Source organism: Kutzneria sp. NPDC051319, from assembly GCF_040682195.1.
Taxonomy (GTDB): Bacteria; Actinomycetota; Actinomycetes; order Mycobacteriales; family Pseudonocardiaceae; genus Kutzneria.
In genome coordinates this window covers 36,502-51,971 of sequence record NZ_JBFBAM010000011.1, presented here as the reverse complement: position 1 = coordinate 51,971, position 15,470 = coordinate 36,502, and the positions used below count along the sequence as shown (strand labels likewise).

The following is a 15,470-nucleotide window of genomic DNA, read 5'->3' as shown; positions in this document are numbered from 1 at the left end:
TGCCCCGGAGATCCATCCTGGCATGTGCGCATCACGCCACGGACACTTCTACACTCGCCCGGTGTCCGACCTCGAACGGCTGGCCCGGCTGGTCGCCCATCAGCGGGACCAGCTGGCGCAACTGCGAGCACGCGCCGCCGCCGACGCCGTGCTCGAACAGGCCAAGGGGCGGCTGGTGGAGCGGGTCGGGGGCAGCCTGGCCCATGCCACCCAGCACCTGCACACGCTGGCCGACAGCGTCGGGCTGACGCCGCTGGAGATGGCCGCCGACCTGATGGAGACGGCGGCGCCGCCGCCCGGTGGCGATATCCCCGTGCTGAGCCGGCGGTTGGCCGAGACCCGCGTGTCCACCGCTCGTGACGCCGACGCGCTGGCCGACGCGGTGTTCACGGAGGCGCTGCTGCCCACGGGCGCGGTGGCGCTGGCGATCTGGCGGGTGGAGCCGGACGGCGCGTTGCGGCTGGTCGGCGCGCGGGGTCTGGGCGCGGCCGAGGCGGGGCGGTGGCGCCAGTTGCCGCCGCAGTTCGCGTCCCATGCCCGGACGGCCGTGGTGGAGCAAAGGCAGCTCTGGTTGCGGGCCGGGGTGTCAGATCCCGCTTTGGCGCCGGCCGCCGAGCGCTGGCCGGGCGGGGCGCGGGCCGTGCTGCCGATCCGCAACAGCCGGGCCGTGCTGGGCGTGATGGAGATCTGCTGGCCGGTGCCGCGGCGGGAGTTCACCGCGGGTCAGCGCACCGAGCTGGTGGCTCTGGCCGACCTGTGCGCCAGTTCCCTGACCGACGTGGACGGCGAGCAGTCGTGGCTGCTCGGGCTGCTGGACAGCCTGGTTGACGCCGTGCTGACGGCCAAGGCCGTCCGGGACGGCGACGAGGTCGTCGACTTCGTCGTGGACCATGTGGGCGAGGGGTGGCCGCTGCCGCCGGCGGACATGGTCGGTGAGCGGCTGCTGGCCCTGTTCCCGTTCGCCGCGAAGGCCGACGGCCTGTTCGAGCGGGCCGTGCGGGCGCTGGAGACCGGCGTCAGCGAGGAGTTCCTGGACGAGGAGCGCCGGGTCCGGGTGGCCCGGCTGTACGACGGCGTGGCCATCAGCTGGCGGCAGCGGGGCGACGCCGAGCTGGCCGACAACGCGCTGCGGGCCGGCGGCCTCGGCGGCTGGGAGGAAAGCCTGGTCACCGGCCGTGTCACGTGGACGCCCCGGCTGACCGAGGTGATCGGGGCGCGGCACCACATGCCGCTGCGGGAGCTGGCCGCCGAGCTCGGTCCGGACGGCGAGTCGACCATGGGCCGCCTGTTGCACACCGTCATCAACGGCCGCCGGCCGGCCACGGCCGTGTTCAAGAAGCCCGACCGGCAGCTGCGGCTGTTCGCCGAGCCGGTGCTCGACGCCGCCGGCGAGGTCGTGGCCCTGCGCGGGGCCTGGCAGGACGTGACGTCCGAGTACCACACCGAATTCGCGCTGGAGGTGACCGCCGAGCACGCCGACGAGCAGCAGCAGCTGGCCATTCAGCTCCAGCACGCGATCATCCCGCCGACCACGCAGCTGCCCCGGACCGCCGGGCTGGAGATCGCCGTGCGGTATCAGCCGGCCGCGACGCAGCACCTGGTCGGCGGCGACTGGTACGACGCCGTGATGCTGCCGTCCGGGCAGTTGCTGCTGGTGGTGGGTGATATCGCCGGCCACGGGATTCCCGTGGTCACGGGCATGATTTCGATGCGCAACGTGTTGCGGGGCCTGGCGATGACCGGCGCCCCGCCGGCTCAGATCATGGCCTGGCTGAACACCAGTGCCGCGGCGCTGCCGGAGCGGGTGAGCGGGACCGTGCTGTGTGGGATGTACGACCCGTCGACGTCGACGCTGGTCTGGGCGCGGGCCGGGCACCTGCCGCCGCTGCTGGTGCGGGACAGCGTGGCGTCCCTGCTGCCGCTGCCGGCCGGTCCGCTGCTCGGGGCCTTCAGCTCGCCGACGTACGAGGAGAACACCCTGGTCCTGGCCCCCGGGGACCGACTGGTGCTGTTCACCGACGGGCTCGTGGAACGGCCCCATCAGGACATCGACGAATGCCTCGACGAGCTCGTGACGACCGCGACCCACACGGTCGAGGGCATCGAGCAGTACGCCGACCTGCTACTGGCGCATGTCGGCGCCAACGCCCGGGACGACACCTGCCTGCTCGCGCTGCGCGCGCGCTGAGCGGGCCGCCTCCTCCGGGCTGGCGAACACCGGGAACATCGTCGTGAGGCCGGTCAGCTCCAGCGGCAGCAGGGTGGCCCGCCTGGTCGCGACCAGTCCGATGGAGATGTTGCGGGCCGCCGCCGCGCGCTGCGTCTCGATCAGCACCGACAGGCCGGCCGAGCCGAGGAAGTCGACGTCGCGCAGGTCCAGCACCAGGAACCTCGGGGCCGTGTCCAGCGCCCTGGCGATCCGGGCCGACGTGGCCGCCTGGGTGCCCACGTCCAGCTCACCGGACAGGGGCAGCGTCATCACGTCTTCTTCGATCATCGGGCCGTCCTCTGCTCGCCTCACTTCGCTGGGCCTGGATACCCGTCGCCCGCGCCACCAAACGGCGGCGCGGGCGACGGAGGGGCACATCACTTGCCCGTCACTGCGTCCTTGACCTTCTCGGCAGCGTCCTTGACCTTCTCGCCGGCCTGCTTCAGGCCACCCTTGACCTGGTCCGCACGGCCCTCGGCCTGCCACTGCTCGTTGCCGGTGGCGTCGCCGACGCCTTCCTTGAACTTGCCCTTGACCTCGTCGGCCTTGCCCTCGAACTTGCGCTCCGTGCTCATATCCAACTCCTCCTCTGTACGGCTAGTCGGCCTTGTCGGGTCACCAGCGGTACCAGTGCCCGCCGCCCTCGGCGGAACGCACCAGAAAGCCCAGCAGCCATACGACGAGCACAATGCCCGCGATGATCCACAGTGCGTGCACGGCGAAGCCGACGCCGCCGAGCACGATGGCCAGTAACAGCACCGCCAGGATGATTCCCATCTGAACTCCTGTTCGCCGGGGGAAGTTGACTCTTGGATACCCGCTGCGGCCTTTTTTAAACCTTGCGCCGCAAGGACTCCTCCGCCTTCTCCGCGCGACGTAGCTCACATCCGTACAGCAGGCCGTAGGTGAACGCGTTGTCTCCGTCCATATGGGACTGCACGCCCATGGCCCTCAGTTCCCGGCGCGCCACAACGGAATCCTGGTGTTCGCCGAGCACCTTGGTCAGCTTCTTCATGCGCCGGGCCAGTTTCTGCTTGTCCGCCGCCTCCGCCGCATAGCGGGTCCGCTTGGCCGCCTTCCGCACGTCGTGCAGGGTCTTGCCGTCGTCCTCGCTGGCCCGTTGCACCCGTCGCTTTGTCTTGCCCAGCCGCTTCTTCGGCTTCACCGGGCGGACCCTCGTCGTCTCCAACCGGTTGAGCAGAGCGAAGTACCGCTTGCTACGCAAGGCTTCCAGGACCTTCGTGCGGGCTTCCTGCTCCCTGGGCGCGAACGTCTCCACGAGCCGCTGCCGCACATTGCCCAGCACCAGCTCCGGCGGGAGCGCCTCGATTTCCTGTTCGAGGTGTTCGCGCAGGACCTCCAGATCCCGGGCCTCGCCCAGAACCTCGCCCAGCCATCGCAGCTCTTCCTTCAGCCCTCGCGATCCCTTGTACGCCTGGAGAACGCTCCGCACCCGCCGGCTCGCCACGCGCATCTGATGCACCGCGTCGTCGGCATCCTGGCGGACCCTGATGTCCTGTCGGCGTATCTGCCTTGCCTGCTCCTGGACGTACTTCGTGATCCGATCGGACGCCTTGGGCCGCTTCGGTATCCGCTCCCCCAGCAGCCGCACCAGCTTCGCCGGCGCCGTCGACGGCCGGCCAAGGTGCCGCTCGACCACCTCGAACACCTCTCCCCCGCCGTGGACCAGCTCCACCTCCACCTCGCGCCAGGCCTTCACCTCTTCGTTCTCCCCCAGCGTCTGGGCGATGACGTCGTCCTCCACCATCTCCGCCGCCACGTGCCCCTCGCCGTCGAGCAGCTCCCAGCGCTTCCGCTTGGTCCGGATGTGCGCCACCGGCGCCAGCGGCTCCCCCCGCGTCAACCCCAGCACCAGGTCCGACAGCTCCTTCGGCACCCGCTTCGCGTCCTTGGTGCCCTTCGCCCTGACCTCGTCCCGAGCATCGCGGCCGACCGGCAGCTTCAGATGCCACCCCGCGTCGGTTCCCCCGCTCCTGCGCCGCAGCGTCACCCCGCTCTGCGCCAGCCTCAGATCCGCGGTGTCGTGGTAGACGGCGTCCAGCAGCACATCCCCGCCGCCCACCACCGTCACACCCGGCACCCCGGCCAGCAGTCCACCCCCCGTGCCCGCCGGCTCGTACTTGCGCTCCGTCTCCCTCACTCGCGTAGCCATGGCGGTTGGCTACCCACTCGGAGGTGGGGTTTATGCATGCGGACCGGTCAAGAGGCGAGGGCGGCCATCTCAGCGGCAATGCCGGGGAGATACTGGGCGTCGCCGGTGGAGGCGAACCAGTCCCACAGCTCCAGGGCGTGATAGAGCCGGTAGAGGGGCATCCGGGCGTCGGGGAGGGCGCCGTAGCCGGCGAAGAGGGCGTCGAGCTTGAGGGCGGAGCCACGGGCGGCGTAGAAGTCGGCCTTGGCCAGATCCAGCCACGGATCGCCGGCGAGGGCGTTCTCTACGTCGACGAGGCCGGTAATGCGGCCGTCGGAGACCAGGATGTTGCCCTCGTGGACGTCGTTGTGGCAGAGGACGGGTGCGCCGCAGAGGGCGAACAGGTCGCAGTGGGCGGCGACAAAAGACTGGACGCGGTCGTGCAAAGCGGGATCGCCGTGCAGGGCGAGGAACTCGCGGAGCTTGCGGGTGAACTGGCGGGCCATGTACGAAGTGTTGTCCGGCACGGGATCGAGGACATGGGTGGTGAGATAACCGAAGCCGGGCTGGGAAATGGCGTGGATGGACGCGAGCAGACGGCCCAGCTGGTGGTACACGGAAGCGATGTCGGGGACGGCGGTCTCCGACAGCGGAGTGCCGGGAAGCGTCGTCATGACGGTGAAAGCGCGGCCGATCACGCTGGGATCGGGCTCCAGGTGGAGGATGACGGGCACCGGGGCAATGCCGTGCTCGGACAGCAGGCCATAGACGTGGGCCTCCTTGGCCTGCTTCCAACGCCACTTCTCGTCATAGACCTTGACGATCGCCGAGCGGTCGGCGGCGCGGACCTCGAAGACGGAGCTGAGCTGGCCGCCGGTGCGAGGGAAGACGGCCGTGACCGGGAGGTCGGGCCACAGCGGACGCAGCATCTGACCGGCCTGGAGCAGATCCACAACCCCACTGTGGCATGCGAGAGCAAGCCGATATCAGGGCAGAGTGGGAACGCCGCCGTTCGGCACCCACTCGACGGTGGCGCCGGCGCTCCATCCCGAGGCGATCTCGGCCAGAAGTGAGGCGGAGACCGGGGTGCGCCCGAGGCCGATGGCGTACTGGTTCGGCGCGAACGGGCGAGGCCACGCGTGCAGGTCGGGCGTCTCCGGCTCCAGCATCGTGAGCAATGCCCGGACACGGCCACGGAGGCGGCCCTCGTCGGAGGCGGTGAGCACGGCCCACGCGGCGTGCCGCTGGTGCATGGGCGGGGATTCCAGCAGCCGCGGCCACGGATCGGTCGACTCGGCAGCGATCTCCCATGCCCGGTACAGCTCCTGCGTGACGAGGTCACGCATGCCTACGCCGACCTGCTCCGTGCACGACCGAACCGGAGCCGTCGGCGTCACCACGGTGACCGGCCCATAGGCCTTGGAACGGCCGGTGAGCGACACGGCATCACGCCAGTCCCAAGCGGCCCAACGCGCGAAGAAGTCGGCGGGGCCCGCCGAATCCATGGTGGCCGCCATGATCGCCCAAGCGATGCTCGGCAGGCCGCCGAACGGCGCCGAGGCCAGGCCCCGGGCCTTGGCCCAGGCCTTCACGTGCCGGATCAGGACGGTGTTCCGTCCCCTGAGGGCGGCGGCATCGGTCACCGCGCTGAGCGCGGTCGCCGCCGCCGATCCCAGCTCGCCCCGCCGCTCGACGGCCTCGGCCGGATCCACATCGCCGGTCTCGACGAACACCAGATCGACCGGCCGAGACCGGATCCGCAGCCGGGCGCCCGGCACCCGTGCGCCGGTGACCGCCCGGATGTCGCTGGCATCGCGGATGTTGAGGCAGGTCACGTCGACGGGGCCGGGGACCGCGACGACCAAATCGACATCGGCGTCGGGGAGCGCACAGTCCATGGCGTGCGATCCGACCAGGTGCACCACGCCGTCAGGGAGGGCCTCGGCTACACGGTCGAGCAGCGCCTGTACCGGTCCGCTGCCGCCGACAGGCGCGCCGTCGTCGGCGGGGATCCACTGCACGGCACCGGTGCCGAGGGAGATCACGGCCCTGACGCGCATGGGCTCGCCGCCACGGCGAGACAACACGGCCAGCTCACCGACGGTGGTGTCCACAGGGGACAGAGCGGACCGGCATTCGGCGGCAACCGTTTGCGCGTCACGGGTGCGTCCCAGAGTCAGGTGAGCAGTGAAGGACTTGGGGCGGCAAGAGGGGAAAGGACGGGTGAGTGCGGCCTGGAGGTGAGGCCACTGCGGGGCAACCGGGTCGAGCCAGACCGTGGCATCGTCTCGATGGCCGAAGGTGTCCACGCCATCGAGGCGCACGGGGAATGGAGAAACCTGGGCGGCGGCAGCGGCCAACAAGGGGACGGCCTGCTCGAAGGACGACTCGGGGACGAAGCCGAACAAGAGAGTGACGTGCGCTGGCCAGCGGTCGACCTGCGGATCGTGGCGGCGTCGGAGCTCTGTGATCTCGGGCAGGTCGGGCGGTAGCCAGGCGACGGCGGTGCGGGACGTCGGAGGGACGTCGAGCACCTCGCCGTCGGCCTTGCCCACCAACAGTTCCGCCTCGACGCCGTAGTGATCGGAGACGGGCGCGCGCCGCACGGACGCCTGCACCGGACGCAGACCACGGACCAGGACACGGTCGATACGGGCAGGGAGGCCGGTGAGCGATGAGACCGCGGCCAAGGGGTTGGTTACCGGGTCGAAGGTCGGGGTCTGGTCGGCGGAACCGTGAACCTCGGTCCAGGCGTCGATGAGGCGCAGAGCGTCCGCCGGCATCACCGAGCCATCGTTGACATCGCCAAGCAACACCACGCGGCAGTCCACATCGGACAGACCGTCGGCGATGGCGGCGAGCTCCAGGGAACGGGTTTCCGCGCCATGGTCGCTGTGGTCGCTGGTGAGGTGCGTGGCCGCGACGGCGACGACGCCGCCGGCGGTCTCGACCACGAATGCCACCACGCCCTTGTGCGGCCCTAGCTGGTGGAAGCCGGCCTCACGGACCGGAACCCGGCTGAGCAACAGCAATCCGTTGCCGTCGACCTCACGGCCGTCCACGGAACTGACGACATAGCCGGCACGAACCCAGGGCGCGGCCAGCAGCAGGGGCAACAGGGCGCCCTCGACCTCCTGGAGGGCGATCACGTCGGCGTCGGCACGAGCCAACTCCTCGACCAGTCGCGGGCGGCGGCCGGCGGAGTCGATGCGGTCGGCGTCGTAGCGGTCCCACAGGGTGTTCCACGTCAGCACCCGCAGCCGGCTGTCGCCGAACCGTCCATCTTGGACACTGCGCAACGGCGACCAGGCCAGGCCGTCCCAGGCGAACGGGGAACGGGCGGTGAAGAACGGGGCGCGCAGGCGGCGAGGATCGAGCACACGGCCGGCCTCGGACTCGTCGATGCGGTCGACACCGGTGGACCGGTCCCACACGACCTCGCCGTCGGCCTCGACGAACATGACGCGGTGCCAAGGGATCTCGCCGCCGGGCACGAAAGCCGGCAGCGGCACGCGCTTGGGCGGCCGGCCGCGCATGCCGACACCCAGCACGAAACGGGCCGGGTCGAACCGCGGATCCCAGCGCACCCGGTGGTAGATCTCCTCGCTGGTCCGCATCATCCCTCCTCGCGGCCGAGCGCCCCGGCGACGTCCTCGACCCTACCGGACCGCCCGACGTACCATGTCCGGTGCGCCTCGCCCGGGTACGGCGGCGAGAAACGGCCCAGCTGGGCGGAAAGCACGTCCGACGGCACCGGGTGCGGGCGGATGCCGTTGCGCCGGACCAGCTCCTCCTCCGGAACGAGGAAGACCACGTTGGTGACGAAGGCATCCCGCCGGGCCGCGACCGTCTGGGCCATGGCCCGATGCCGGCGATTCAACGACGTGGCGTCCCACACGACCGTGCGACCGTCGCCGAGTGCCCGGTGCAGGCGCCGCACGGCGAGGTGGAACACGGCCGCGTTGGCGCTCTGGTCCTCGCGGGAGCCACGGGCCTCGCGGAGATCGTCGAGCGACACGACCTCGTCGATTCCCCGGAGCGACTTGATGAACTGGCTCTTGCCGCTGCCGGACGGCCCGATCATGGCGATCAGGCGCGGGAAGTCGCCGGCGCGCCAGCGCCAGGTCAGCGGGATCGCCTCCGACGGCGTGGAGATCCGGCACCGGGCCTCGGCCCAGCACCGGTCGGCCACGTCCTCGTCGAGCCCTTCCCGCCGCAGCGCCCACTTCAGCCGCTCGAACGGCCGCTCGCCCAGCAGCCCGGCCTCCTCGGCGTGCATGGCCGACCACTCGACCTGTTGGTTGTCGGGCTGGGCCGCCGCCGCGACGGCATGCAGCACGCCGAGATCGGCCGCCAACGCCAGACGCGTCAACCCGAGCCGGCGCTCGTCGTCGGGGAACGGCGTCAGCAGTCGGCCGTACAGCCCGGTCAGGTCGGCGACCTGCCGGGCCAGCCGTATTCCCAGCGGCGCAACGAGGTCCGCGGCAACGCGGCGGCGAGGCTGCCCACGCAGCGCCATGGCCAGCACACCGGCCAGCCGGGCATCTCCCCTACGCCCCAACAGGTCCAACCGTCCGACAACGTCGCCGAGATCATCGGCCGACGAAAACCCGACCGCGGCAAGCAAAGACGGCACGTCCGGCGCCATGCCGGCACGGACGTCCCACAGCGAGGCCGACGGTCCACGGCCGTTGGCCACCACCGGACCGAGCATCCAGTGCTGGTCGGTCCGCACGTGCCCGGTCCGCACCCACTTCGCCACACAGTGGCGGAAATCCTCGGCCTGGAAGCTGTCGGCGACCCGGACCACGTAGCCCTCCTGCCGGCCCAGGTCCAGCCGGAGCTTACGCAACGCCCGCTCGTCGAAAACCCCGCGCCACAACACCTTCGGCACGGGAACGCCCAGCCCGGCGGCGAACCGCACGGTGGCGTCCCAGGACAGGCAACGCTCCCCCGCCCACACCGAGAAGGCGTAGAACCAGCTGTCCAGGTCGTCGTAGCCCAGGGAGTGGCGGGCGTACATGTTCTCGCCGCACACCCGCCATCCCTCGGGGATCGCGCTCGCCACACTGCCGTGCAAGGACTTCACCCACGCCCGCGACGGGTGGTGCGCCGAGTCCAATGACCGGGCGTGCAGGCCGTCGCGGTAGAGCGTCGTGTTCTCGCCGTCCAGCTTCTCCGTGACGACGACCTCACGCCCGGCCAACCCCGACAGGTCGGTGGTCCGGACGTCGTCGGCCGTCGCCCCCGGCGACCACGGGAGATGCGGCGTGCGCGGATAGTGCACTCTCAAGGGGGCAGCTCTCACGGGCCGAAGTCCTTGCGCTTGATCTTCGCCCGCCGCCCGTCCGAGTGGTGGAACACCAGTCCCTCGGCCAGGTTGCCCGGCGAGTAGACACTGTCCACAGTGGCCAGGAAAGCCCGCAGGCCGGCGAAGTCCCGCGGCACGTCGGCGTACACCGGCGCGCTCAGGTTGAACGGCAAGCAGACGTGCTTGTCCAGCCCCAGCGGATTTCCCTGCACGCGCGGCCCGATCGCCTCGCACGAGTGCTCGCCGTCGGGCCACGCCGACACGTCCGTGCCGTCGGCCGCCGCCATGATCCACTTGTCCTCGGGGCCGGCGTCGACGTACCAGCCGTCGACGATGCCGCGCGCCTTCTGCTCCCTGTTCGGGTTGCGCCGCTTCTCGACCCGGACGATGGCGCCGCAGCGCACGGTCAGCCGGACGTTGGTGCCGTCCAGCTTCTCCGTCGCCACGCCCTCGCCGTCGAACACCCACGCGCAGTCGGCGCGCGGGCGGTCGACGACGTGGAACCGGCCGTCCCGCTCGAAGATCGTCGGGATCTTCTCCATGACCGTGCCCCCTTGATCGTCCGCTGTCGGCGATCAGGTTGGCACACGAAGGCCCGTTCGTCCCAACGAAATCCTCAGGCCACCTTGAACCCCGGCGTGAGCACGAGGTTGACCAACTGGGCGTCGGTCAGCGGCGGCTTGGGCAGCGCCGCCGTGCCGGCCTGGTAGATGCTGGCGCTCTGCGCCAGGTACACCACCGTGCCGTCCGGATACCGGTACGCCGCCAGGGAATCGACGCGGCCGTCGGCGGTGTGCTGGACCAGCCCGATGTGCTTGCCGACCACCTGGACCTCCTCGCAGTCGCCGCCGACGCCCCAGAAGGCCCTGGCCATCGCGCACGAGTCGGTGGGGATCTGGTTGCCCGGCCCGTACACCTCCACGATCAGCCGCCCGGCGCCGATGCCGCCGCCGGCCGGGGCCACCGGCTCGACCGCCTGGTAGCTCCACGTGTTCCGGTCCCAGTCCTCGACCTGCGCCTGGTGGGTGCGCAAGGGGATCCTGGCGCCGGTTGTCTGCGTGTCGGTGGCCTTCTGGATCGGGTACGGCAGCATGCCGTCCAACGCGTCCAGCAGCTGCACGCTCCTGTCGTTCTGCGGGCCCTTCTGCTGGGTCCGGTCGCCGTGTTCGACCGATGAGGTCGGCGGAGGCGTCGTGCCCGGCCCGGCCGCCGTGTTCAGTGTCGTGTGCGGGCTGTTGATGGTGAACGCGCCCGCCACCAGCGCGATCACGGCGACCGCGACCCCGGCCCCTAGGATGTTGGCGCGCCGGACCCGCTGCACGCGCTGGGCCCGGCTCAGCGCGGCGTCCGCTGTCACCGTGCGCGGCGGGACAGCGTCGGTCATCGCGTCCTGGAGTGCTTCCCGCAGGTCCTGCTCGTTCACGCGCCCCTCCTCGGGCTCAGTGGTGTCACGTTCAGCAGTGCGCGCAGGGTCTGCAACCCGCGCGCGGCCTGGCTCTTGACCGTGCCCTCGGAGCACTCCAGCAGCCGGGCGGTGTCCTCGACGGACATGTCCTCCCAGTACCGCAGCACCAGCACCGCCCGTTGCCCCGCCGGCACGCGCCGTAGCGCGGCCAGCAGCATCAGGCGGTCCTCCGGCCGGTCCCCGCCCTGTTCCGGCTGGTCGGCGTGCTCGGCGGTGACGTGCTCACGGCGGAACCAGCCCAGTCGCCGCTCGGACAGGAACGCGCGGACCAGCACCTTGCGGGCATAGCCGTCCAGCGCGCCCAGGTCGGTCAGGCGGTGCCACTGCCGGTAGAGCTTGGTGAACGTCACCTGGGTCAGGTCCTCGGCACGGTGCCAGTCACCGCACAGCAGGTACGCCGTGCGTTGCAGACCGTCGGCTTTAGCCGTGACGAACTGCGCGAACGCGATGTCGCGATCGGCCATGTCCCCTCCGTGTCCTCGCTTCCATCAGTGAACACGCGCACGGCGGCTCAGCGGGTTGCAGCGAGTTTTCTGCGGGGCGGAATTCACGGCGGCAAGGACAATTCCGTAAACCGCGATCGCGGTTTTCTCAGCCGGCGAGCAGGATGAGCAGCCCGGCCCCGGCCAGCACCAGCCCGCCCCCGAGGCGGGGGCCGCGCTCGCGACGGGCCGGCCACGCCACAAGGGCGCCGGCGGCCAACGGCGCCAGGCCGATCCAGCGCACCCAGTCCGGAAAGTCCAGTCCGGCGACGAGGCTGCCCAGAATGCCCGCGGTCATTCCCGCACCCTAGCGCCGCTGTCCGTACGGGAACAAAACATGACCCGAAACCGACCGGGATCGCGCACGCGCACAGCCGCGCTGCCTACGGTGATCACGGGAACCACCGTGAGAGAGGCAATTACTGGTGAGACGCATGCTGTCCGCTGCCGCCGTCGTCGTGACGGCAGTGATCACCATGGGCAACGCGGCCGCTGTCGGCGCGACCCTGCCCCACGAGACCATCGCCTGGGGCGCCTGCCAGGACACGACGCTGGCCAACGCCGGCGCCCAGTGCGGCACGCTCCAGGTGCCGCTCAACCACGCCGACCCCGGCGGCGCGAAGATCACACTCGCGCTGTCCCGGGTGGCGCACAAGGCATCCAGCGCCTATCAGGGCGTCATGCTGACCGCCCCGGACCCGCTGGCCGGGGCCGGCTACGAGTCCTCGCTGCTCGGGCAGCAGCTGCCCGGCGCGGACGGCTACGACTGGATCGGCATCGCCCGCCGCGGCATCGCGCCCAGCGTGCCCGCGCTGTCGTGCGACCCGGGCTACAACTCGTTCAACCGGCCGGGCTACGCGCCGACCGTGCCGACCAACGAGGTCAACTGGCTCAACCGCGTGCAGGGCTACGCCACCGCGTGCGCCAACACGCACTCGGATCTGTTGCAGCACATGAGGACCACCGACGTCGCCGCCGACCTGGACGACGTGCGGGCGGCGCTCGGCGTCAACCAGGTCGGCCTGTACGCCCAGTCCTACGGCACCTATGTGGCCGAGGTGTACGCCACCCTGCACCCGCTGACCGTCAAGCGTCTGGTGCTGGACAGCGCGATCAACCCGGACGAGGTCTGGTACCGGGCGGCCGACCTGGACCAGAACGCCAATCTCCAGCGGAACTTCTTCCTCTTCTTCGACTGGCTGGCGGCCAATGACGCCACTTACCACCTGGGCGCCACGCGGGACGCCATCAAGCAGGTGTGGAACGCGCAGCTGGCCAAGGTGACGGCGCAGCCGGCCAACGGCCTGATCGGGCCGGCCGAACTGACCGACCTGCTCACGCTGACGCCGTACTACGAGGCGTTCTGGCCCACGCTCGGCGGGTTGTTCGCCGGCTTCGTGCACACCGGCGACGCCACCGCGTTGCAGGGCCTGTACACGCAGTTCTACCAGCGCGGCAGCGACAACATCTACGCCGCGCTGCTGTCCGAGGTCTGCACCGACGCCCCGTGGCCGGCCGACTGGTCGACGTGGCGCGCCAACGCCGTGGCGAGTGCGACCCAGGCGCCGGACATCACGTGGGGCAACACCTGGTTCAACGCCCCGTGCCGGGTGTGGCCGGTCAAGGCCTCGAACCCGGTGCCGGTGCTCGGGTACGGCGTGGGCAGCGTGCTGCTGCTGCAGAACGAGCTCGACGGCGTCGCCCCGCCGTCCGGCAGCATGGCGCTGCGCCAGCGGTATGCGCATTCCGCGCTGCTGACCGTGAACGGCGCCATCACCCACGGCGTCACGCCGAGCGCGGACACGTGCGTGAACACCGTGCTGGGCAACTACCTCAGCGCCGGAACGTTGCCGACCCGTAAGCCCGGCAACGTCTCCGACGCCACCTGCGCCGCCCCGCCGGCGCCCGTCGCCGGCTGATTCACCGGCAGCACAGGACGCCACCCCGGCTTTCCGGCCGGGGTGGCGTTTTTCTAGGCCCTCCCTTCTGGTCTAGACCAAATCTGTCAAGGGTGAACGCTTCGCCCGAGGATCGTTCGCTGTCAGGATGGGCGGACGCCGCCACGTGAATCACGTCATTACCCCTGCGATGACTGTGAGGAAACATCATGGCGAAGGCTTCTACGCGCCTTGTCGCGCTGTCCGGGCTCGTGCTCAGCGGACTCCTGGCCGCCGCCCCACTGGCGACCGCCGGCACCACGCCGGCCGCGGTGGCCTCGCCGGCCGCCCCGCTGTGCACGCAGAAGAGCACACTGGCCGGAACCCACCTGTCCGACAAGCAGATCGCCCAGTACGCCCGCAACAACGGCGGCCTGCACGGCAACGGCCTGATCATCTCCATCGCGGTGGCGCTGGCCGAGAGCCAGGGCTGGACCAAGGCGGTGCTGATCAACACCGACTGCAGCCGCGACCGCGGCGTCTGGCAGATCAACTCCAAGTGGCACAGCGAGGTCTCGGACGACCAGGCCTTCAACCCGGTCACCGCCGCGCAGCAGACGGCCCGCATCTCGTCCAACGGCAGCGACTGGACGCCGTGGACGACGTACCAGAACGGCGCCTACAACCAGTTCATGTCCCGCGCCCGGACCGCCGCCTCCCAGGTCGGCGGCTGAGCCTGCGACACCGCGCCGGCCGTCCCCCAGGGGCGGCCGGCGCAGTGGTTCACCGCCAGTCGAAACGGTAGGCGCGGTAGGTGTTCACACCGGCGGGGAACTTGGCGCCGAACACCACGGCCCCGTGCCGGTCGAACTCCGACAGGTGCGGCAGCGCGCCCCAGCCGACGAACGTCTGCCCGCCCGGCTCGGGCTGCGCGTTGCCCTGTGACGTCGCGAGCAGCCCGGCGGGCTGGCTGTAGGCCCGCACCAAGGTGGCCGTGTGCTTGGCCGGATCCACCTTCACCACGGCGACCCGGCTGTGGTCGTACTCGGAGACGGCCCCGCTGCCGGTGTTGGCGACCCCGGCGGACTCGTTGTCGAAGAAGCTGTAGTAGCCGTTGCCCAACGGCTCAGGGTCGTGCTGCCACGCGACGAGCGCGCCGGCGGCGTTGAGCTCCGCCCCGGCCGGCCGGAACGAGCTGGCCTTTCCGCCCAGCTGCCACAGAATCCGGCCGTCCCGGCGGGAAACCTCATACGCGGCCCAGGTGTTCCGGGCGTCCAGCAGCAGATTGCCGCCGTCCGGCTTGACGGCGTTGATGTGGAACCAGTCCCACGGCGTGTCCGGCGAGGCCGGCAACGGCTGCTCGCTCCGCGAGTACGGCACGTGATCGCTGCTGTCCCACTGGAAAAGCACCTTCCCGGTGGCGATGTCGATCTCCTGCACGACGCCGTCGAGCACCTGCTGCCGGGACGGGCCGCCGATCGCGGTGAGGTCGGCGGTGGCCTGCTTGTAGGCCAGGACCAGGGCGGTGTCGCGCGGCGTGATGACGAACTCGTGTCCGTCGGCCTGATAGCCGTTGCCCGCCCGCACCTCGCCGATCTTGTGATAGCCCGCGTCGTATATCTGGTCGACGCCGACCGCCAACCCGCCTAAGCCCTTGCCCTCCCACCAGGTCAGCACCGGCCGGCCACGGTAGTTCTGCTTGCGGAAGTCGGCCGCCGACAGGCCGGCCGGCACGGCGTGCGACCACACGGTCTTCCTGCCGTCGGGACTGAGGATGGCCACGCCGTTGGCGTACTTGCCGTCGGCGGAGGTCGGGGTGAGGAAGATGTCGCCCTTCCCGGCCCCAAGAGCGTCGGTGAGCACGGTCAGCGGCGGCAGCGACGGCTCGGCGGCGGCCGCGGTGGCCGGCAGGGCGGGGACGAGGGCCGCGACGGCCAACGCGAGGATGTGCAAGCGCATGGCCGTATGCCTAAC

At 70.7% G+C, this 15,470-nt stretch carries 15 protein-coding genes; 3 read left to right on the top strand and 12 right to left on the bottom strand.

Annotated elements, in window-relative coordinates:
- Positions 1-61 precede the first annotated feature (61 nt).
- Entirely contained in the window at positions 62-2,188 is a 2,127-nt protein-coding gene (locus AB0M73_RS13715; RefSeq protein WP_363890809.1) for a SpoIIE family protein phosphatase, read from the top strand.
- Here AB0M73_RS13715 and AB0M73_RS13710 read toward each other — a convergent pair.
- The 11 genes from AB0M73_RS13710 to AB0M73_RS13660 form a co-directional block, all read right to left on the bottom strand.
- Complete coding sequence (locus AB0M73_RS13710) at positions 2,123-2,497, bottom strand: STAS domain-containing protein (protein WP_363890807.1); 375 nt, start codon at positions 2,495-2,497, stop codon at positions 2,123-2,125. The genes AB0M73_RS13715 and AB0M73_RS13710 overlap by 66 nt on opposite strands.
- Before the next feature lie 89 nt (positions 2,498-2,586).
- A complete protein-coding gene (locus AB0M73_RS13705) occupies positions 2,587-2,784 on the bottom strand; it encodes a CsbD family protein (protein ID WP_363890806.1) in 198 nt (65 codons plus the stop codon).
- Between the two features lie 40 nt (positions 2,785-2,824).
- Complete coding sequence (locus AB0M73_RS13700) at positions 2,825-2,986, bottom strand: hydrophobic protein (RefSeq protein ID WP_363890804.1); 162 nt, start codon at positions 2,984-2,986, stop codon at positions 2,825-2,827.
- 55 nt (positions 2,987-3,041) lie between these two features.
- Complete coding sequence (locus AB0M73_RS13695) at positions 3,042-4,382, bottom strand: CYTH and CHAD domain-containing protein (RefSeq protein ID WP_363890802.1); 1,341 nt, start codon at positions 4,380-4,382, stop codon at positions 3,042-3,044.
- A gap of 47 nt (positions 4,383-4,429) precedes the next feature.
- Entirely contained in the window at positions 4,430-5,314 is an 885-nt protein-coding gene (locus AB0M73_RS13690) for an aminoglycoside phosphotransferase family protein (protein WP_363890800.1), read from the bottom strand.
- Positions 5,315-5,347: 33 nt separating this feature from the next.
- Positions 5,348-7,978, bottom strand: a complete 2,631-nt coding sequence (locus tag AB0M73_RS13685) for an RNA repair domain-containing protein (protein ID WP_363890798.1) — start codon at positions 7,976-7,978, stop codon at positions 5,348-5,350.
- Complete coding sequence (locus tag AB0M73_RS13680) at positions 7,978-9,648, bottom strand: RNA ligase family protein (protein WP_363891054.1); 1,671 nt, start codon at positions 9,646-9,648, stop codon at positions 7,978-7,980. The genes AB0M73_RS13685 and AB0M73_RS13680 overlap by 1 nt, the downstream gene beginning before the upstream one ends.
- 17 nt (positions 9,649-9,665) lie before the next feature.
- The gene (locus AB0M73_RS13675; RefSeq protein WP_363890797.1) at positions 9,666-10,214 is read right to left on the bottom strand and encodes a hypothetical protein; all 549 of its coding nucleotides are present in this window, start codon (positions 10,212-10,214) and stop codon (positions 9,666-9,668) included.
- 74 nt (positions 10,215-10,288) lie between these two features.
- Positions 10,289-11,095, bottom strand: coding sequence for a hypothetical protein (locus tag AB0M73_RS13670; protein ID WP_363890795.1), 807 nt, complete (start codon positions 11,093-11,095; stop codon positions 10,289-10,291).
- Positions 11,092-11,601, bottom strand: coding sequence for a SigE family RNA polymerase sigma factor (locus AB0M73_RS13665; protein ID WP_363890794.1), 510 nt, complete (start codon positions 11,599-11,601; stop codon positions 11,092-11,094). The genes AB0M73_RS13670 and AB0M73_RS13665 overlap by 4 nt, the downstream gene beginning before the upstream one ends.
- A 127-nt stretch (positions 11,602-11,728) precedes the next feature.
- Positions 11,729-11,917 carry a hypothetical protein gene (locus tag AB0M73_RS13660; RefSeq protein WP_363890793.1) on the bottom strand — a complete coding sequence of 63 codons (189 nt, stop codon included), beginning with the start codon at positions 11,915-11,917 and terminating at the stop codon, positions 11,729-11,731.
- Between the two features lie 136 nt (positions 11,918-12,053).
- On the opposite strand from AB0M73_RS13660, the gene AB0M73_RS13655 reads away from it, so the two are divergent.
- On the top strand, positions 12,054-13,538 hold the full coding sequence (locus AB0M73_RS13655; protein ID WP_363890791.1) for an alpha/beta fold hydrolase: 1,485 nt from the start codon (positions 12,054-12,056) through the stop codon (positions 13,536-13,538).
- 188 nt (positions 13,539-13,726) lie between these two features.
- The gene (locus AB0M73_RS13650) at positions 13,727-14,230 is read left to right on the top strand and encodes a hypothetical protein (RefSeq protein ID WP_363890789.1); all 504 of its coding nucleotides are present in this window, start codon (positions 13,727-13,729) and stop codon (positions 14,228-14,230) included.
- A 49-nt stretch (positions 14,231-14,279) separates the two neighbouring features.
- Here the strand turns inward: AB0M73_RS13650 and AB0M73_RS13645 are convergent, their stop codons facing one another.
- Positions 14,280-15,455: an arylsulfotransferase family protein gene (locus tag AB0M73_RS13645; protein WP_363890788.1), complete on the bottom strand. Its 1,176-nt coding sequence runs from the start codon at positions 15,453-15,455 to the stop codon at positions 14,280-14,282.
- Positions 15,456-15,470: the final 15 nt, after the last annotated feature.